The organism is Pseudomonas sp. PAMC 25886, from assembly GCF_000242655.1.
GTDB lineage: Bacteria > Pseudomonadota > Gammaproteobacteria > Pseudomonadales > Pseudomonadaceae > Aquipseudomonas.
Genome location: NZ_AHHC01000050.1, coordinates 403,004 through 422,026, shown reverse-complemented (window position 1 = coordinate 422,026; position 19,023 = coordinate 403,004). Strand labels below are relative to the sequence as shown.

Genomic DNA, 19,023 nt, shown 5'->3' with positions numbered 1-19,023 from the left:
GCATGCCTTATCACATCATTCTCCTGGTTCTCTTCGCCGCCTTACTGCATGCCAGTTGGAACGCGCTGCTGCGTGGCGGCGCCGACCGGCTCTGGTCGATGACGGTCATGTGCCTGGCGGTGGCCATCGCCAGTGTCGCCGTCGCGGTGTTCCTGCAGCCACCGGCACCCGCCAGCTGGTTTTATGTGGTGCTGTCAGCGGTGCTGCACGTTGGCTACAACCTGTTCCTGGTGCGCAGCTACAAGGTGGGCGACCTGGGGCAGACCTACCCGATTTCCCGCGGCTCCTCGCCGGTGCTGATCACCCTTGGCGCGGCGGTGTTTGCCGGGGAGAGCGTGTCGGCCGGTGCGCTGCTGGGCATTGCGCTGGTGTCGGGCGGGATCATTTCCCTTGCATTCAGGGGCCGCCGACTGGCTGTCCCGAGCCTGCCATACGCCCTGGGCACCGGCTGTTTCATTGCCGCCTACAGCGTGACCGACGGCATCGGTGCGCGCCTGTCCGGCGCCCCGATGGCCTATACGGTGTGGATGTGCGCCTTGTGGGGCGTGCTGATGCCGGCGGTGTATATCGGCCTGCGCGGGCCGAAGAGTCTGTTCAGCCTGCGGCCTGGATTCTTCACCGCGTTTGCCGGCGGGCTGGTGTCGCTCCTGGCCTACGGGATCATCATCTACGCCATGGCCGGTGCACCCATGGGCGCAGTGTCGGCACTGCGCGAGACCAGCGTGTTGTTCGCGGCGCTGATCGGCTACTTCTTCCTGGGCGAGACATTGACGGTTCGAAAGGTCCTGGCGTGCGTGGTGATTGCCACCGGCACCCTCCTGATCGGCTGACACCCGGTAAAGCATTTCCCACCACCACATGAGGTTCGCTCAATGGATATCGTCCCGCAGGCACCGCTGATTCTGATCACGGGTGGAAGTCGTGGCGTTGGCGCCGCCACCGCGCGGCTGGCTGCCGCACAAGGTTATGACGTGGCGATCAGCTTCGTTTCCGACGAGCCCGCCGCCCTCGCGGTGGTGGCGGATGTCGAAGCGGTCGGGCGCCGGGGGTTGGCGGTGCGCGCCGACAGCGCCGACCCGGAGCAGGTCATTCAACTGTTTGCCGCGATCGACCGGGAATTTGGCCGCATCGATGTGCTGGTCAACAACGCCGGGATCAACGCCTTGCAGTCCCGGGTAGAGGACCTGGCGTTCGAACGGATGCAGCGGATTTTTGCGGTCAACGCGATCGGTCCGATGCTGTGTGCCCAGCAAGCGGTGAAGCGCATGTCGTTTCGTCACAACGGCCGGGGCGGGTCGGTGATCAATCTCTCATCGGCCTCGGCCAGGCTCGGCAGCCCCAATGAATACGTCGACTACGCGGCGTCGAAGGGTGCGCTTGAGACCTTTACCATCGGGTTTGCCAAGGAAGTCGCCCGGGAGGGAATACGCGTCAACTGTATTCGTCCCGGGCATATCTACACCGATATTCACGCCAGCGGCGGGGAGCCGGGGCGGGTTGACCGCGTGAAGGATTCGATCCCCATGGGTCGGGGCGGTCAGCCCGAAGAAGTGGCGCGGGCGATCCTGTGGCTGGCCGGCGCCGAGGCGTCCTTCATCACGGGAACGTTCCTGGATGTGACTGGCGGCAAGTGATCAGCGCACCACCTCCAGGGCGGTGATTTCGTACACGTCATGATCGGCGCCGGACCCTGACTCCAGCGTGACGGCGAGGCCCAGGTCTTCGATAAAGGCCTGGGATGTGCGGTTTTCGCCCTGCACACACGCAAGCTTGATGGCGTCACCCGGCAGCGAGGCGAACACGTTGCGTGCGGGTATGCGCTCGCCCACTGTGCATTCCAGTTGGGTCCGGGAGGGCTCGTCGTCGGCCTTGGCCGGCACGTGTTTCATGAGCAGGCGTGCACTGAGCGTCTGGCCCGGGTTCCAGCTTTGTGGCGCCTTGAATTCAAGTTCGCTGGTTTGCAACACGCTGTCATCGCCGAGACCGACCATTTTTGCTTTCAGCTGGATAAGGTCGGCCTTGGTCAACCGTTCCACCTCGAAGCTGCCGTATTTTTCGGTTTTGTTCAGAAGGCCACCCTCGGCCTTGTACGTAACCGTGACCGGGTTACGCTTGCGGGCTCCGACCGGTTGGGTCGTGTAGGTGTAGGTCAACGATTTGAACTTCGGCGCAAGCAGGGGCGAGTCGAGTTTCTTCACCAGTTCCTGGGGCACGGGGACATCGCCAATGGCTGTCTCCAGGCGCGTTTGCGGGTACTCGGCCGGCGGGATGTCCGGGCGCAATTGCACCAGCAGCGCGGCGTCGACAGCACCTTGCACCGAGCAGCTCAGGCGGGTTTGTGCGCCTTCTGGTTCCAGCAGCAGTACGCGCTCCACACGCGACTTGCCGGGAGCGACGCCGGGCATCGGCTCGATGCTCAGCCAGTTGTCGCGAAACCGCAGTTCGCTGCGCACGTAAGCGGTGTCGATTTTCTTCAGGAGGGCGGGTTTTTCCAGCAGCGGGCTAAGGCGCTTGGCAACGTCATCCGGGCTGCCATCCACCATGAAGCCCCAGTAGAAGTAGTAGCCGGCGTTGCCCAGGTTGGTGCTCTCGTCGAAATAGGACAGCAACTTCATTCCGGCGACGGGGGGCAGGTCGCGCAGGGCTACCGTGTTGCCGGAACGGCTGCTGCGGTTGGCCACCGGAATCCACGCGGCATCCTTATCCTGCTTCAGCGGTGCGTAGGCTTTCCAGGCATCGCTGTGGGCCTTGAGGCTGGAAAAGAAGCTGGCGTCACACCGGCTGAAGGCCTTGAGGGTGTCGTCCAGTGCGGCATCGCCTGCATGGGCAATGGACGGAAGCAGCAAGGCAGAGGCGAGAAGGGGCAGCAATTTCATCGAGCAAGATTTCCGTATCGTTGGCTGGGCGTGTGATCACGCGGGGGCCATTATCCAGAACTTGCACGCTTCCCTCTACTTATCCTTCATCGCCTCGTGCCTGTGCCTAGCCAGTGGCGTTGAGCTTGACTTGCTCTTTCGCCAGTTTCACCACGTTCTCCAGGGTAAAGCCGAATTTGGCCTGCAACTTGGACAGCGGAGCCGAGGCGCCAAAGCTGTTCATCACCACTTTCGCCCCGGTCTGCCCCACGTAGCGATCCCAGCCCAGTGGGCCTGCCTGTTCCACCACCAACCGGGCTTTCACCGTGGGCGGCAGTACGCTGTCGCGGTAGGCCTGGTCCTGTTCTTCGAACAACTCCCAGCTCGGCATCGACACCACCTGCGCCGCCACGCCCTCGGATTTCAGCTGCTCATAGGCGTCTACGGCCAGGCTGACCTCACTGCCGGTAGCGATCAGGATCACCTGGGGCTTCTCGGCGCCGGCCAGCACATAGGCACCACGGGACGTGCCCGAGGCGGCGGCGTATTGCGTGCGGTCCAGGGTCGGCAGGTTTTGCCGTGACAGCACCACGCACGTCGGCCGATGGGTCTGGGCCAGGGCGATCTTCCAGGCTTCCAGGGTTTCATTTGCGTCACCCGGGCGCAGGGTCAGCAGGCCCGGTGTGGCGCGCAGCTGGGTCAGGTGTTCGATGGGCTGGTGCGTAGGGCCGTCTTCGCCGACGCCAATCGAGTCATGGGTAAACACGAATACCACGGGCAGTTCCATGATCGCTGCGAGGCGAATCGGCGGCTTCATGTAGTCGCTGAACACCAGGAACGTCGAGGTGTAGGGCCGCAGGTACGACAGCGCCATGCCGTTGGCAATCGCGCCCATGGCATGTTCGCGAATACCGAAGTGCAGGTTGCGCCCACCATAGTTCTCGGCGCTGAAACGCCCGGCGCTATCGAAGGTCAGGTTGGTCTTGGTGGAGGGCGACAGGTCTGCCGAGCCCCCCAGCAGCCACGGGATCTGCTGGGCAAACGCATTCAACACCTCACCACCGGCGGCGCGGCTGGCAACGCCCTTGGCATCTGCGGCAAAGCTCGGCAGTTGGTCCTGCCAATGCTCGGGCATTTCGCCGGCGCGCATGCGCCGCAGCTCATCAGCCAGTTCCGGCTCGTACTGTTCCAGGTGGGACAGGGTGTGTGTCCACTGCTCATACCGCGGCTTGCTGCGCGCAAGCAACGCATCCCGCAGGACCGTGCGCGCTTCGTCCGGCACCAGGAAGCTTGAGTCTTCGGGCCAGCCGTAGTCGGCTTTGGTCAGGCGGATTTCTTCTTCGCCCAAGGGTTCGCCGTGGGCCGAGGCGGTGTTGTGTTTGTGGGGCGAGCCGTAGCCGATCACGCTGTCGACCACGATCAGGGTCGGGGCGCCGGTGTTTTTCTGGAAGGTACTCAGGGCCTCGCTCAGGGCCGTCAGGTCATTGGCGTCGGTAACGTGCAACGTGTGCCAGCCATAGGCCTGGAAGCGCTTGATCACGTCCTCGCTGAAGGCCAGTTCGGTGTGGCCTTCGATGCTGATGGTGTTGTTGTCGTAGATCCAGCACAGGTTATCCAGCTTCAAGTGCCCGGCCATGGACGCGGCCTCGCTGCTGATGCCTTCCATCATGTCGCCGTCACCGCACAGGGTGTACACGTTGTAGTCGAACAGCACCTGGTCGTCACGGTTGAAACGCTTGGCCAGCCAACGCTCGGCCATGGCCATGCCGACGCTGTTGGCGCAGCCCTGGCCGAGTGGCCCGGTGGTGGTTTCCACGCCGGTGGTCATGCGGTACTCGGGGTGGCCCGGGGTTTTCGAACTCATCTGCCGGAACTGCTTGATGTCATCCAGGCTGATCGCCGGCTCGCCGGAGCGCTTGCCGTGGGCGTCAATCTCCACCACGCCCGCCAGGTGCAACAGCGAATACAGCAGCATCGAGGCATGGCCCACCGACAACACGAAACGGTCGCGGTTGGGCCAGTCGGGGTGCTCGGGGTGATACCGCAGGAAGCGGCTCCACAGGGTGTAGCCGACGGGCGCCAGGCCCATGGGCGTGCCGGGGTGGCCGGAGTTGGCCTTCTGCACGGCGTCCATGGCGAGGGTACGGATAGTGTTGATGCACTGGGTGTCGACAGCGTTGGCAGCGTGATTCATGGAACCTGTTCTCCATCGGGTGACGATCTACAGTGGAGGGCAGGGTGGGCCAAAGGTTTTATGAAATCGTCTGCCCAGCGACGAACGGGGATTCAAACGCGACAGGTTGATCTCAAACATGACAAGAGCCCGTCGGATGGGCTAGCTTCAAAGGGCATTCAGTCAATGATCAACTTGCGGAGGTACTCCATGCCAGTGAAACACGACCTGTATCAGGACCTGACTTTCACCAAGGAAGACATTCAAAAGCGCAGGGCGGGCGACAACTACCTGGATTCGCTGCTGCACCAATACGACAGCGCCGACAAGGAGGTGCTGGAGCTTGAGTCTTCAAGCGGCGGCGATGAGGAGTTGGAGAAACTGAAGAAGAAACGCCTGTTGATCAAAGACAAGATCGTCGAGCAACTGGAGAAAGCGGCCGCCAAGTAGAAGATTTGTTCAGAATTGCCTGAAAGACAGCGACGCCGTCGCTGCCTATCATGCCAATCGTTCGCCCGGCACTGGGGCTCTTAGACGGCGCATGGAATGCGCTGTGGCCGGGCGAACTCTCTTTTTCAAGCCAGCAGCGCGCGGGTGCATTCGTCAATCGAGCGCTGCTGGGTTTCCCCGTACAACGTCAACTCGTCGATGGTCTGGCGGCCCAGGGCTTTTTCAAACTCGGCCTGGTTCGCGTTGGCCGCGTAGTGACTTTGCGCCGCATCCCCCAGGTTCGACTGGAAAATCCCCGCCGCACTCACCGGCAGAAAATCTTCATACACCAAGGGCTCTACGTCGACGTGGCCGGCGGCGATCAATGCGTCCAGGGTGGCGGCCTTGTGCTGTGCGGCCAAGCCTTTTTCGGTCACGAAATAGCGGAAGTACGCCAGTTCCTGTTCGCGCATCTGCCGGTGATCGTCGGGAAACGCCTGGAAGTGTTGTTCCATCAATTCGGTGTAGCGCCCGGCGTTGGCCTCATTCGGAAACGCCCCCAGTTCATCCCGCGCCGCATTCAGCAGTTGGTCGTACAGCGCCCGGCCCTTGGGGGTGAGCGCCACGCCGCGCTGCTCGATTTCGCCGAAGCGTGCGCTGTGGCTGCCCTTGGCGTCGGTAAAGGCAATCGCCTCGTCGAGGGCCTTGAAGCTGGTCTGGCGCAGCAGGATCGGGCACTGGCGGCGGGGCGGCCCTTCGATCACGGCCTTGGGGGTAATGCCTTTGCCAGGCATCGCGGCCTGCACCTGGTCGATGTCCAGGGTGCGCGGCGTCAAGTGGTTGATGTGCGGGCCCTTGAACGCCACCACGTCCGCGATCAGCCGGTGCTGGTCGCTCAGTTGCTGGTATTGCGCGGCGGTGACGGTGGCGGTGTGGTGCCAGCGGAAGGTTTCCAGGGCTTGCTGGATAAACTCTTCGGCGTGAGCGGCGTCGAGGCCGCCATCGGTTTCCGCTTGTTGAATCAGCTCCAGGGCGCGCGGGGTGAAGATCGAGCGCTTGGCCAGGGCGGATTGGGCGAAGGCGCGCAGTTCAGGGTTTTCGATCAGCTCCAGGCGCAGCAGGGAGGTGAACACCCGAAACGGACTGGTTTGCAGGGCGCTTTCGTGCACGGCGCGAAAGGCCGTGGAGTGTACGGGGACGCCGGCGGGCGTGAGGTCGTAATAGCCCACCGGCTGCATGCCCATCACCGCAAACAGGCGGCTGATGGTCGCCAGTTCTTCAGCGGTGCCCAGGCGGATGGCGCCGTGGCGCTCCATGTCCAGACGCTGGATTTCCCCGGTGCGCTGCAGTTGGTGAGCCAGCCCGGTATCGGTGTTGAGCACCCGGGCATTGGTCTCGGCCACCAGTTCCATCAGCGCGCCATACAGCGGCACTTCATCGCGGTACATGTCGGACATGGCCTTGGAGAAGCCTTTGCGAATGTCGTCAGGGCTGACAGGGCGGGCGGTGGGCATAGAAAAATTCCTGGCGGCTATAGAGATAAAATGCACGGTGGGTTGATTTTGTTGGGCCTGCCACGGCCTTGCAAACGAAGAATCCTCTGGACTTCATTCTGCAAATGAATGAGCTGGATGTTATTAGCTTCACGTGCATCTCACCGCCGATGGGCTCTACACTGGCCGTCACCTCGGAACGCGACGGTAGACTCGATGACGGCACAGCCTGCGACGAACATTCTGGAAACGATTGAAGGCCAGCGCCTGGCCAGGGACGACGCCGAGCGCTGGCGTGACTGGGGCCCCTACCTGAGTGAGCGGCAATGGGGCACGGTGCGCGAAGACTACAGCGCCGACGGCGACGCCTGGCGCTACTTCCCCCACGAACATGCCCGCAGCCGCGCCTACCGCTGGGGCGAAGACGGCCTCGCGGGTTTCAGCGACAAGGCCCAGCGCTGGTGCCTGGGCCTGGCGCTGTGGAACGAGCACGACGCAATCATCAAGGAGCGCCTGTTCGGCCTGAACAACGCCGAGGGCAACCACGGCGAAGACGTCAAGGAACTGTACTTTTTCGTCGATGGCGTGCCGAGCCATGCCTACATGCGCATGCTCTACAAATACCCCCACGCGGCCTTTCCCTACGACGACCTGATCACCGAGAACGCCCGCCGTGGCCTGGGGGATGCCGAATACGAAATCCTCGACACCGGGGTTTTCGAAGACAACCGCTACTGCGATGTCACCGTCGAATACGCCAAGCACCAGCCTGACGATGTATTCATGCGCATCACCGTGCACAACCGTTCCGACCAGCCCACGCGCTTGCAGGTGTTGCCGCACCTGTGGGCGCGCAACGACTGGAGCTGGAGTGCGGATGCGCCCAAGCCCGAGTTGCGCCTGGAGGGCGAGCAGGTGGTGGCGCGCCACCATGAGTTGGTTGATCGCCACCTGAGTGCCTGGGGCCAGGACGGTGTGGAATGGCTGTTCTGCGAAAACGAAACCAACTTTCCCAAGCTGGATGGGCAACCCGCGCCGGGGCCGTTCAAGGACGGGATCAACGACTACGTGACCACGGGGGCGCAAACCGCGATTCGCCGGGACTCGGGCACCAAGGTCGCCGCACGTTTCATTCTGGAACTGGCGGGCCTGGAAAGCAAAACCCTGTACCTGCGCTTCGCCCCGGCGGAAGCGCCCTGGATCAATGCACGCAAGCTGTTCGAACAGCGCCGCCAGGAGACCGACGAGTTCTACGCGGCCCTGCAACAGGGCATCGCCGATGAAGACGCGCGCAACGTGCAGCGCCAGGCCCTGGCCGGGTTGCTGTGGTCCAAGCAGTTGTATTACTTCGACGTGAACCAGTGGCTCGACGGCGACCCGGCCCAGCCCGCACCGCCGCCCGAGCGCCTGCATATCCGCAATACCCATTGGCGGCACCTGTCGAATTTCGACATCCTCTCGATGCCCGACACCTGGGAATACCCATGGTACGCCTCGTGGGACCAGGGTTTCCAGGCGGTGGCCTTTGCCCTGATCGATCCGGGTTACGCCAAGCAGCAGCTGTTGCTGTTGGTGAAGGACCGCTTCATGCACCCCAACGGCCAGTTGCCGGCCTACGAGTGGCGTTTCGACGATGCCAACCCGCCGGTGCACGCCTGGGCCAGCTGGCGGGTGTATCAGCAGGACAAGGCGCTGAAGGGCGTGGGCGACATGGATTTCCTTGAGCGGATTTTCCACAAGCTGCTGCTGAATTTTTCCTGGTGGGTCAACCGCAAGGACGCCGAGGGCCGCAACCTGTTCCAGGGTGGTTTCCTCGGGCTGGACAATATTGCGCTGTTCGACCGCTCGGCTGATTTGCCGCCGGGTTATCAGCTGGACCAGGCGGACGGCACGGCGTGGGTGGCCGCGTATGCGTTGGACCTGATGCGCATCGGCCTGGAGTTGGCCAAGCGCAACGTCGTGTACGTGGACATCGCGGTGAAGTTTTTCGAGCACTTCCTGTACATCGCCGGCGCGATCAACCGTGTGGACAACGGTGACGAAGGCCTGTGGGATGAACAGGACCAGTTTTTCTACGACGTGCTGCACCGTCCCGGCGGTGAAAGCGAACCGGTGCGACTGCGTTCCATCGTCGGGCTGATGCCGCTGTTTGCGGTGCTGGTGCTGGAGCAGCGCGAGCATGAAGGCCTGGAAGGGCTGCGTGAGCGTCTGCTGGGCTTTATGAAGCACCGGCCCGACCTGGCCAAGTTGGTGTCGCGCTGGAACGAGCCGGGGCAGGGTAATCGCCTGTTGCTGGCGCTGTTGCGGGGCGAGCGCACCAAGGACTTGCTGCGGCGCATGCTGGATGAGTCCGAGTTTCTCTCCACGTTTGGGGTGCGCTCGCTATCCAAAGCCTTTGCCGAGGAACCGCTGGCGCTGAAGATGAATGGCAACACCCTGTGCGCCCGCTATGAACCGGCGGAGTCTGACTCACGGCTGTACGGCGGCAACTCCAATTGGCGTGGGCCGTTGTGGATGCCGGTCAATTACATGCTGATTGAGTCGCTGCGGGAATTTCATCGCTACTACGCCGACAATTTCTCGGTGGAGTACCCGGCGGGGAGTGGGTACCTGGCGTCGCTGGAGGAGGTGGCAGACGGTCTGAGTCAACGGCTGACGCGCTTGTTTCTGCGAGATGAAAACGGTTCAAGGCCGTCGATGGTGGGGTATGCGCAGTTGGAGGCGGACCCGGCGAGCCGCGACCTGGTGTTGTTCCATGAGTATTTTCATGGCGAGACCGGGCGGGGGTTGGGGGCTTCGCATCAGACGGGGTGGAGTGCGTTGGTGGCGTTGTTGTTGCAGCCAAAAACCTGAAAACAACACGATCAAAATGTGGGGCTTATGTGGGAGCTGGCTTGCCTGCGATGCAGACGCCTAGGTGAATCAGTTGCACCGAGGTGAGGCTATCGCGGGCAAGCCCGGCTCCCACACAAACTCACTTGGTCTGGCCAGGTTTACCCTGATCAGGCCGGGAACAGCTCGCTCAATTTCATGGCCAGCATCATGTCGCCTTCAGTGCGCAGTTTGCCGCCCATGAACGCTTGCATGCCGTCGGTTTCGCCGCTGACGATGCCTTTCATGGTTTCGGCGTCCATCACCAGGGTGACCTGGGCGTCCGGGTTTTCACCTTCCAGCAGTTCGCAGGTTTTGTTTTTCACAACCAGCGAGAAGTTCTGGGTGTCGTCGATACGGAAACCGAACACCAGGTCCAGGCCGTCGGCAGCGGCTGGGTTGAATTTGGCTTTCATTGCTTCTACGGCTTTAGCTACGTCAGTCATGGTTTCGATCCTTTTATGGTGAGTCCAGTGACCTTGGGGTCACGGTTGGCCGCAATTCATCGGAAGGTGATGAGCTGCGGCGCCTTCAACAGTTGCAAGTGGGTATGACTGTTGAAGGAAGCCAGTGCCACCTCGCGACCACGGAATTTCAGGTGGTTGAGCGAGGTGTTAACAATTTGCCAGTTCAGTTCGAAGGCCTGTGCGGCCGGCATTCGGGTAATCAGGTGGAGCAGGGCAGTGATGGTGCCGCCGGAGGTGAACACGGCGATCTTGTCACTGCTGTCGGCGGCTTCGAGCAGGCGTTGCAGGCCACCCTGAACCCGTTCGACAAACCCCAGCCAGCTTTCCAGGCCCGGCGGGTCGTAGGTGCCGGCCAGCCAGCGTTCGACAATCAGGGAAAAGATGCGCTGGAACTCGCTGCGGTTTTGCGCGGCGTTACGCAGGATGTGCAGGGCTTCGGGTTCGCTGTGCAGCAAGTCCGGGAGCAGGGCGCGAATGATTGCCTCGGCATCGAATTCGTTGAACGCGCTGTCGATTTCCAGCGGCGGTACCGGCAGGCCAAGGGCGCTGTACTGTTCGAAGGCGGCGGTGGCCGTGTGCTGCTGGCGACGCAGGTCACCGGACACGCAACGGTCAAAGCTCAGGCCCAGTTCCGCCAGGTGGCTGCCGAGCACTTGCGCCTGTTGCACACCGATGGGCGACAGCACGTCGTAGTCGTCTGCACCGAAGGAGGCCTGGCCATGTCGAATCAGGTAGATGCTGCCCACGTCCGTTTTCCCGGTACGTTGAAAGTCTGGCGAGGTTATGAGGATGCCGGGAAGCTGTCAATGAAAAAACATACGCTTGTTTTAAAAGCTCGTTAGAGGGCAGCCCCGGTACGGGGGCTGCACCGCTTGCGTGCCGCTGTCAGCGGCCTTTTTGATCAACCCCGCTGGTCAGTAATTGGCGTTGGTCGTGCCCGCCGGTACGCAGCAGGCCGGTATCGAATTGCTCGTCGGCCAGGCTTTGCGGGTCACGTTCTTTGGTGAACGCCTTGTTCAGCGCCAGGCCCAGCAGCAAGGGGGAGGCTGAGGCGTTGATGCCCAGGTCGGTGCGCTGGTCGCGGCCACTCAAATCCTTGCCGGTGACTGACGCGCCACCCAAGTCCACGGTGCCACCGCTGGAGCCTATCCGCGCGCCCAGCAGGTCGACGCCGCCCGCCACCTGCAAATCCACACCGTCACGACCCCGGATCCCGGAAGCCTCGGCCACGGTGTCGTTGCGCGTGCGGCTGAAGTCCGCCAGCAAGGTCGGGGTGACATCGCGGTTTTTCGGGTTCTGGAACAGCAGGTCCTTGAATCGGTCCCGGGAGGCGCCCGGGCTGCCAGTACTTCTGGCCAGCAACTTGTCCTTGAGCGCCTGGGTCTTGTCGGCGGCTTTTTCGTAGAGTTTTTTGCCGATGTTTTTCACGGTGCCACCGAACGGGCCGGCGGCAACGCTTGCCTTATCAATCCCGCCGGACGGGTTTTTCTCGGTGGTCAGTTGCGCATCCAGGTTCAGTGTCAATGCCTGTACCTGATCTTGCCGGCTCTCGACCACCAGGTCACCGCCGATCCGGCCGCTGACCTCGCCGGCCGTGACGGTGGCGCCCAGCAGTCGGGTATCGCCCCGGCTGTCGAGCTGCACCCGGTCAGCCACCAGGCGCGTGTTGTCGTGGGTCTGGCTGTCGAGCTGGTCGATGCCGCCTTTCGCCCGGGCGAACAGGCCCGAGCCGTTGTTCGACGAGTCAGCGCTGCGGGTGAGGCTGGCGCCCAGCCCGGCGGTCAGGGATTTGTTGTCGCGTTGCTCATCGGAGACGGCGGATTCCAGGATCAGCTCGCCGCCGATGGCAGCCAGTTCGAACGCCTCAGCCTTGCCTTGCCCCCCTTGCAGGCGCACGTTCCGGCCTTCGATTTGCACCGTGCCGCGACTGTCGAAGCTGCCACCCCGTTGCAGGGTGCCGCGTTCATCAATGCTGCCTACGCCGCCCTGGAGGCCGAACCCGCCGCTCGTCCCGCTGGCGGTGTCGCTTTGGGTGGCCTTGACGCTCGCCCGCGCACCGCCGCCGAGGTTGCCACCGGCGGCCGAATAGGTGTCGACACCTGCCAGCAACTCCACGTCACCGCCGGCCTTGAGCCGCACATCGCCGTTGTTGCGTTCAGCGCTGCCGATTTGCGCGCCATGCAACGTAAGGTCCTGCCCCGCGACAATCTCGGTCAGGCCTTCGGCGAACAGGCTGGCGCCACGGCCCTGGGTGTCTTCCACGACCAGCCATGCTTTGTCGAGCTGGCCGCCTGCGTTGGCTTTTTTCAGGGTGTTGGGGCTGGTGCCGGCCTCCACCCAGCCAAACCCGCCCAGGGTTGTTTCATCGCTGGTTTGCCAGTCGCGGGCCTCGGTGAAGCTCAGGGATCCCGGCGTGCGGATTTTCAGGTCACCCTGGCCTGCATCAAACCGGGTGCCCTCATACCGACCATCCGTACCCAGTTGCACCTGGATCCCGTATTTGCCCTCCAGGCTGCCGGGTACCGCGGTGCCGGTGGCCTGGCGCAAGTCGAAGCTGCCGCCCGAGCCGAGGACCCGCGCGTTGATGTCGCTGCCGGTGGTGGTATAGACCCGCAAGGCGGTGTCGACATCGGTGCCTTTGTCTCGGCTGAACGTGGTGTTTTCAGCGGCTGCAAACGCATGGCTTCCGGCGGTGATCGACAGCGTGCCGTCGGTGGCCACATAGCGCGTGCCGGTGTCGGTCAGCGCACCGTCGACCTGAACGTTGACCGAGGCGCCTTCGAACTCACTGACCACCGCCGTGGTGGAACCCGACTCGGCGCGGCTGTCCAGCACGTTGACGGCCAGGTCGATACCGGCGTTGGGCGGGTCCAGCGCATCCAGCACCGAAGGTTGGTAGACCTTGGTCTGGTCGATCCCGTCGACGACTTTTTTGATCGGCCGGGTCACGTCCTTGTATTCGATGTTGGCGCCGACGCTGACACTCCAGTGGTCGACCTCCCGGGTCTCGGCAACGCTGTCGTACACCGCACGATTTTCCAGGGTGCCCGCGCTGACATTCAACTCGCCGCCCGCCTTGACCTTGGCGGCCTCGGTGATGAGTTGGCCCTGGCCCTCACCGGCGATTACATTGATATTTCCCGCAGCGCTCAACTGGCTTGATTGAACCGTGGAGGTGTCCGTGGTCGTCACGTCCTTGTCCTTGTCGACCTGCCAGCCGCCGCCGGCGCGGTCCATGCCGCCGGTATAGAACTGGCCAAGGCTGAGGCTGTTTTCCTCGACGACCAGTAGGCTTTTATCCGCCTCGCTGAGCAGTTCTATTGAGGGGGCCGCCAGGTTCAAATCGCCGTCGGTGGCCGTTATGTCGGAGCCCTTGACCAGCAGATTATTGCCGGCGTTGATGTCCACGCTGGCGCCGGTGAGTTGACTGCCCTCGTGGGTGAGGCTGTCCTCGGTGGTGATGGTTTGTTTCTGGTTGTAGTTGATCCCGGCCTGGTATTGCTCCGACCCCTTGATCCCGGGCCCGGCTTCTTTGGTTTCACCGGCGGAGGCGGAAAACCCGTGCTGGTCGGTCTCAGTGAGGGTTTGGGCGGTGTTTTTGCCTGCCAGCAGGTTGATGTCGGCCTCGGCTTGCAGTTCGAGCCGGCCTTGTGCCGACACGTCGGAGCCCACCACGTTCAAGTCGCTGGCGCTTTGCAGGCGCAGATTGCTGCGCGACTGCACCTGGCTGCGGACCTGAGTGGCGGTGTTCTTGCGCTCGCGGGTCTGGTCCTTGAGCAGGCCAAACAGTTTGCTGTCGGTGACGGACTTGTCCGACGTCACGCGGTTTTGCGCGCCGTCGATGCTCAGGGCGCCGCTTGTGCTGACCAGCAACGCATCTTTCTCTCCCACGACCTGGCTGCCACTGATGGCAACGTTTTCCGAGCGCAGCCGCAAGGTGCCGTTGGCCTCCACCAGGCTGCCGACCACCAGGTCTTCGTTGCGTTCGTCCTTCAGGTTCTCGCCGAAAAAACTGCCGGAGAGCAAGTCGCCTTCGTAGTCTTTTTGCCAGCTCTCCTGGACGACCCGGGTGGTGCCGATGTCCACCTTGCCCCCGGCGTCGATGGTCAGGTCGCCCTGGCTCACTACCTCGCTGCCGAGTACTTGCAGGTCCTGCTGGCTGCTCAACTGCATCGCGCCGCCGCTGGTGAGGCTGCTGCTGCGGGCGGTTTCGATTTTTTCGGTTTTATCGTAGTCGCCGCGCCAGAGGTTTTTGCGGTGGTTGAGGGTTTCGCGGGTTTCCTTCGAGTCGTTCAGTGCACTCAGGCGCAGGTCCTTGCCGGCCTCGGCCTGAAGGGTTCCGCCGGCGCTGGCGGTGGAGGCCTTGAGCTCGATATTTTTGCCGGCCTTGAGGCTCAGGTCGGCAGTGGCCGTGAGGGTGCTGCCGTGCTGCCGGGTGCGGGTGTCGGTGGTTTTTTTGTCGTAGGTCTCGGTGGTAATGAACAGGAATTTTTTGTTCCAGTTTTCCCGCTGCTCGGTTTTACGCGAACTGGTCAGGGCGTCGAGCCGCAGGTCACCCCCGGCGCTGGCGTCGATGGTGCGTGCGCTGACGTCGGTGGCGGTGAGCACCAGGTCGTCCTTGGCTTGCAACTGCACATCGCCGGTGTCGCTGTTCAACAGGGTACGGTTGGCGTTGAGCGAGTCTGGCCGGATGCTGCCGGTTATTTCCAGGTTGCCGGCCGAGGCCACCGTCAGGTCTGCCATGGCCAGCAGCGGCGCGGCAACCTTGACCCCGGCGCCGTCGGCGGTGCTGATGATATTGATCCGCCCGGCCTGCATCGCGCCGAACAGTTGCGCGTCGACGGGCGGCCTGGCCGGCTGGCGTACCTGTTCGATCCTGCGATCCTCATACGCCACCTGGTTGAAACCCATGATGACATTCAGGTCGCTCCGTGCATCGATGCTGCCGTTGACGTCGATACGCGGTGCAATCAGGTCTATGGCGCCCGCCATGTTGCTCAGCCCGCGGTCACCCACAATCAGCTCGTTGCGCGCGTCAAAGGTTGTGAGGCGTGCAAGGCGTCCGTCCTCGAACTCTGGGCTGCCCACCACGAAGGCGGCTCGCGGCGTATTGATAAAGGTGGCGCCGTTGACGTTGATGCCGTTCGGGTTGGCCAGCACATAGTCGGCCGCCCGGCCGAAGATCTCCTGGGGGCCGTTGATGCGGGAGGCGTTGCGACTGATCACTTCGTTGAGAATCAGGCTGGCGTCACGGCCATTGAACTGCGGGTTGGCACCCAGTTGCCCGGCCAATTGCGACTGGCCTGCCGCCGTTGAATTGTTCAGCACCAGCCCCTGGCGCTCGACGTCGTAGTTCAGGAACTGGTTGTGGGAAAGCCCCGTCGCGTTGGGGGCAACAATGTTGACCACCGGCACCCCTTGTTGGGTGGAGACTGTGGCGCCGCCGGGAGCCGGGATCGGGGCCTGCGGGGTGGACGCGGCCATGGTCACCGTCACTGCTGCCCCGCTGGCGGCCATGGCGGGTTGTATGTAGTGGACAAATACCAGGCCGCAGACCATCCAGCGCAAGGTCTGGCAGGGTTTGAGAGCGGCCGGTGGCGCGTGCGCAATTGTTTTCATGGCGAAACCTTTTTTGATTGTTGTTATGGGGTGCGTGCACCGTCCTGATGCTCCTTGCGAGCACGGGTGAAGCCTCCTCGGGTATTCCTCCAGAACACCCGCCTTGCGAACTCAGATTTGCAGGCTCAACTCCAGCCGCCAGAAGCCCGGCTCGTGGCTCGAAGGGGGCGGGCCGTAGAGCCTGCGCTGGTAGTCCAGGTCCAGTTGCCAGTCGCGGGTGCTCAAGCCGACGCCGATATTGGCCCCGGCCAGCCGCTGGCCTTCGGCACCCGCCACTTGCTTGCTCCAACCCACGTCCAGCCCCACACGCGGGCTGAGGGTCCATTGCGTGCCGAGGCGGCGGGGCAGGCTGAGGGTGTTGCGCCACACCGCGCCATTGGCGGCCTGTACCAGGTCCTGACGAAAGCCGCGTACCGCGTAGTCATCAGTCAGCAGCATCTGTTCCAGGCTGGGCAGTGGGTCGGGGCTGTATTGCAGCGCCAGTTGGCTGTTCCAGCTCCATTGGCCATCGCGGCCCTGGCGCCAGTAGCTCACGTCGGCGCGGTACTTGCGAAACTGCGCACGGGGCAGGGCGGGTGACAGCCGTTCCTCGTCGCGGTCGGCTCCCAGCCAGTCCAGGCCCTGGGCGTAGCTGAACGTGCTATTCCAAAGGCCGTCACTGATTTTCAGCAGGCTGAGGCTGGCCTCGGCGACTGTCAGGCTCGGGCTTTGGATGGCCAGGTATTGATCGGCAAAGTAGCTCTGCGAACGCTTTGAACTCAGGCGCAGCATGCCGTTGAGCAGCGTGCCCTGGTCGCGCCAGAGCAGGCGGTTGAGGCTGAGGCTGTATTGGCGGGTCTGGCCGTTCGCGCGGACGGTCTGGCTCGGCAGCTCGACCGGGTAGCGGTATTGGGAGTGGCCGGCGCTCAGGGCCAGGGTCCAGAAGCCGTAGGGGATGTTGTAGTACAGGCTTTGGCTGCGGCTGTAGGCGGACGTCTGGTCCAGGGTGGTGCTGGTGCTCAGGGCGACAAAATCGTTCAACCCCAAGGGGCTGTCGTAGGTCAGGGTGAGCGCGCCGTTGTTGCGTCCGATGTATTCGGTGCCACGGTTGTTGTAGCTCACCACGGCGCCGATCGGCGCGGCGCTGGTGCGTGGGCGAATCAGCAGCCGTGAGCCGCCGGGCAAGCTGCCGGGGGCCACGTCGGCGGTGAGGTCCAGGGAGCGCAGGCGGTTGAGTTGGTCAAGGCCCTGTTCCAGTTCCCGCAGTTGCAGCGGTTTGCCGAGCATCCCGGGGAACGCGCCACGCAGCGAGATGGGCAGGTCGGGGGCCGCAAGCTCGATGCTTTCGACAAAACCTTCCTCGATGATGACGTCCAGACTCTGGCCGTCCTGTGGCCGTTGTGCCAGGTAAGGCCGGCTGGCGATGAAGCCGGCGTCGGCATACAGCGCGGTCAGGGCCGCCAGCAATTGGTTGATGCGGGTGACGCTCATGCAGTCGCTCATCAGCGGCTGAAGGCGTGCATTGATCTGCGCCAGGCTGATCAAGGTGTTGCCTTGCAGCCTGAACCCCCGGATCTGCCAGCAGGGCTCGACGGGGAGCGGTGGCGGCGGCCCCGGCGCAGCCTGGGGTGACAAGGGGCCGGAGCGCTCCAGCAGGCGCAAGCGTTGCTCCAGTTCCAGCTGTTCCCGGGTTCGCCGCTCAAGCTCCTGGGCACGAGGGTCGGCAGCCAGGGTGGGCGCGGGGGCAATCAGTACGATCGCCAGGGCCGTGAGCATCCACGACGTACGGATCTGGCACGGAATGTTGCAATGCCTGCTATACATGAGCGTTGCTTCTACAGGGTCTGATAAACGCGGAGTTTAAGGCGGTTTCCCCCTGTAAATGCTGGGCGTGGCGTCTGAAAATGTTGTGGGAATCGAACTACGCAAGTAGGAAAAATTGGTTATTTTTGTAGGAATTTGTTGCGGTCGACAGTGTTAGACATCACGACGACAATCCCCGTAGACTGCGCCTTTCAAGCCTCACAGGTGTCTTATGGAGTTTCTTGCCGAGTACGCAAGTTTTCTAGCTAAAACCGTCACCCTGGTGGTCGCCATTCTGGTGGTCCTCGCCAGTTTTGCTGCCCTGCGCAGCAAGGGGCGTCGCAAATCCGCCGGCCAGTTGCAGGTCAGCAAACTCAATGACTTCTACAAGGGCCTGCGTGAGCGCCTGGAGCAGACCTTGCTCGACAAGGACCAGCTCAAGGCCCTGCGCAAGTCTGAAAGCAAGGCTGAAAAGAAGAACAGCAAGAAGAAACCCGAGGCCAGGCCACGGGTGTTCGTGCTGGATTTCGACGGCGATATCAAAGCCTCGGCCACCGAAAGCCTGCGCCACGAAATCACCGCACTGTTGAGCCTGGCCACGCCCAAGGACGAAGTGGTGCTGCGCCTCGAAAGCGGCGGCGGCATGGTCCACAGCTACGGCCTGGCGTCGTCGCAACTGGCACGTATCCGCGAGGCGGGCGTACCGTTGACCGTGTGCATCGACAAGGTCGCGGCCAGCGGCGGATACATGATGGCGTGCATCGGCGAGAAGATCATCAGCGCGCCGTTTGCCATCCTGGGCTCGATCGGCGTGGTGGCGCAGTTGCCCAACGTCAACCGCCTGCTGAAGAAGCACGACATCGACTTCGAAGTGCTGACCGCCGGTGAATACAAACGCACCCTGACCGTGTTTGGCGAAAACACCGAGAAGGGCCGGGAGAAGTTCCAGGAAGACCTGGACATCACCCATCAACTGTTCAAGAACTTCGTGTCGCGCTACCGCCCGCAGCTGGCCATTGATGAAGTGGCTACGGGCGAAGTCTGGCTGGGCGTGGCGGCGCTGGACAAGCAACTGGTAGATCTGCTGCAGACCAGCGACGAATACCTGGCCTCCAAGGCCAAGATCGCCGAAGTGTTCCACCTGCACTATGCCGAGCGTAAAAGCCTGCAGGAGCGGGTTGGCCTGGCCGCCAGCGGTTCGGTAGACCGCGTGCTGCTGACCTGGTGGAGTCGCCTGACCCAGCAGCGGTTCTGGTAGCAGGTCAACTGCCTGGCGAAGATCAAAATGTGGGAGCGGGCTTGTTGTGGTGAGGGGGCTTGTCCCCCGTCGGGTT

Annotated in this window: 12 protein-coding genes; 5 read left to right on the top strand and 7 right to left on the bottom strand. The window is 62.9% G+C overall.

Annotated features, from left to right (window positions below):
• Positions 1 to 2: 2 nt before the first annotated feature.
• Complete coding sequence (locus tag MUM_RS0117465; RefSeq protein ID WP_010172061.1) at positions 3 to 830, top strand: DMT family transporter; 828 nt, start codon at positions 3 to 5, stop codon at positions 828 to 830.
• 42 nt (positions 831 to 872) lie between these two features.
• The gene (locus MUM_RS0117460) at positions 873 to 1,634 is read left to right on the top strand and encodes an SDR family oxidoreductase (RefSeq protein WP_010172059.1); all 762 of its coding nucleotides are present in this window, start codon (positions 873 to 875) and stop codon (positions 1,632 to 1,634) included.
• Here MUM_RS0117460 and MUM_RS0117455 read toward each other — a convergent pair whose 3' ends face one another.
• A complete protein-coding gene (locus MUM_RS0117455) occupies positions 1,635 to 2,876 on the bottom strand; it encodes a hypothetical protein (RefSeq protein WP_010172057.1) in 1,242 nt (413 codons plus the stop codon). It lies immediately after the preceding gene.
• A 106-nt stretch (positions 2,877 to 2,982) separates the two neighbouring features.
• Positions 2,983 to 5,049, bottom strand: a complete 2,067-nt coding sequence (gene tkt, locus MUM_RS0117450) for a transketolase (RefSeq protein WP_010172055.1) — start codon at positions 5,047 to 5,049, stop codon at positions 2,983 to 2,985.
• Between the two features lie 189 nt (positions 5,050 to 5,238).
• On the opposite strand from tkt, the gene MUM_RS0117445 reads away from it, so the two are divergent.
• A complete protein-coding gene (locus MUM_RS0117445) occupies positions 5,239 to 5,478 on the top strand; it encodes a DUF465 domain-containing protein (protein ID WP_010172053.1) in 240 nt (79 codons plus the stop codon).
• A gap of 125 nt (positions 5,479 to 5,603) precedes the next feature.
• Here the strand turns inward: MUM_RS0117445 and hglS are convergent, their stop codons facing one another.
• Positions 5,604 to 6,971: a 2-oxoadipate dioxygenase/decarboxylase HglS gene (hglS, locus tag MUM_RS0117440; protein WP_010172051.1), complete on the bottom strand. Its 1,368-nt coding sequence runs from the start codon at positions 6,969 to 6,971 to the stop codon at positions 5,604 to 5,606.
• A 195-nt stretch (positions 6,972 to 7,166) separates the two neighbouring features.
• On the opposite strand from hglS, the gene MUM_RS0117435 reads away from it, so the two are divergent.
• Positions 7,167 to 9,803, top strand: a complete 2,637-nt coding sequence (locus tag MUM_RS0117435; protein ID WP_010172049.1) for an MGH1-like glycoside hydrolase domain-containing protein — start codon at positions 7,167 to 7,169, stop codon at positions 9,801 to 9,803.
• 149 nt (positions 9,804 to 9,952) lie between these two features.
• Here MUM_RS0117435 and MUM_RS0117430 read toward each other — a convergent pair whose 3' ends face one another.
• The 4 genes from MUM_RS0117430 to MUM_RS0117415 all read right to left on the bottom strand — a co-directional run bounded on the left by MUM_RS0117430 (position 9,953) and on the right by MUM_RS0117415 (position 17,710).
• Positions 9,953 to 10,267 carry an SCP2 sterol-binding domain-containing protein gene (locus tag MUM_RS0117430; protein WP_010172047.1) on the bottom strand — a complete coding sequence of 105 codons (315 nt, stop codon included), beginning with the start codon at positions 10,265 to 10,267 and terminating at the stop codon, positions 9,953 to 9,955.
• A 56-nt stretch (positions 10,268 to 10,323) separates the two neighbouring features.
• Entirely contained in the window at positions 10,324 to 11,034 is a 711-nt protein-coding gene (locus tag MUM_RS0117425; RefSeq protein WP_010172046.1) for a histidine phosphatase family protein, read from the bottom strand.
• Positions 11,035 to 11,173: 139 nt separating this feature from the next.
• The gene (locus tag MUM_RS0117420) at positions 11,174 to 15,907 is read right to left on the bottom strand and encodes a hemagglutinin repeat-containing protein (protein WP_010172044.1); all 4,734 of its coding nucleotides are present in this window, start codon (positions 15,905 to 15,907) and stop codon (positions 11,174 to 11,176) included.
• Positions 15,908 to 16,018: 111 nt separating this feature from the next.
• Positions 16,019 to 17,710 (bottom strand): ShlB/FhaC/HecB family hemolysin secretion/activation protein, encoded by a 1,692-nt coding sequence (locus MUM_RS0117415; RefSeq protein ID WP_029615968.1) that lies wholly within the window; start codon positions 17,708 to 17,710, stop codon positions 16,019 to 16,021.
• Between the two features lie 211 nt (positions 17,711 to 17,921).
• Between MUM_RS0117415 and sohB the strand changes: the two genes are divergently transcribed.
• Positions 17,922 to 18,947 carry a protease SohB gene (gene sohB / locus MUM_RS0117410; RefSeq protein ID WP_010172040.1) on the top strand — a complete coding sequence of 342 codons (1,026 nt, stop codon included), beginning with the start codon at positions 17,922 to 17,924 and terminating at the stop codon, positions 18,945 to 18,947.
• Positions 18,948 to 19,023 lie beyond the last annotated feature (76 nt).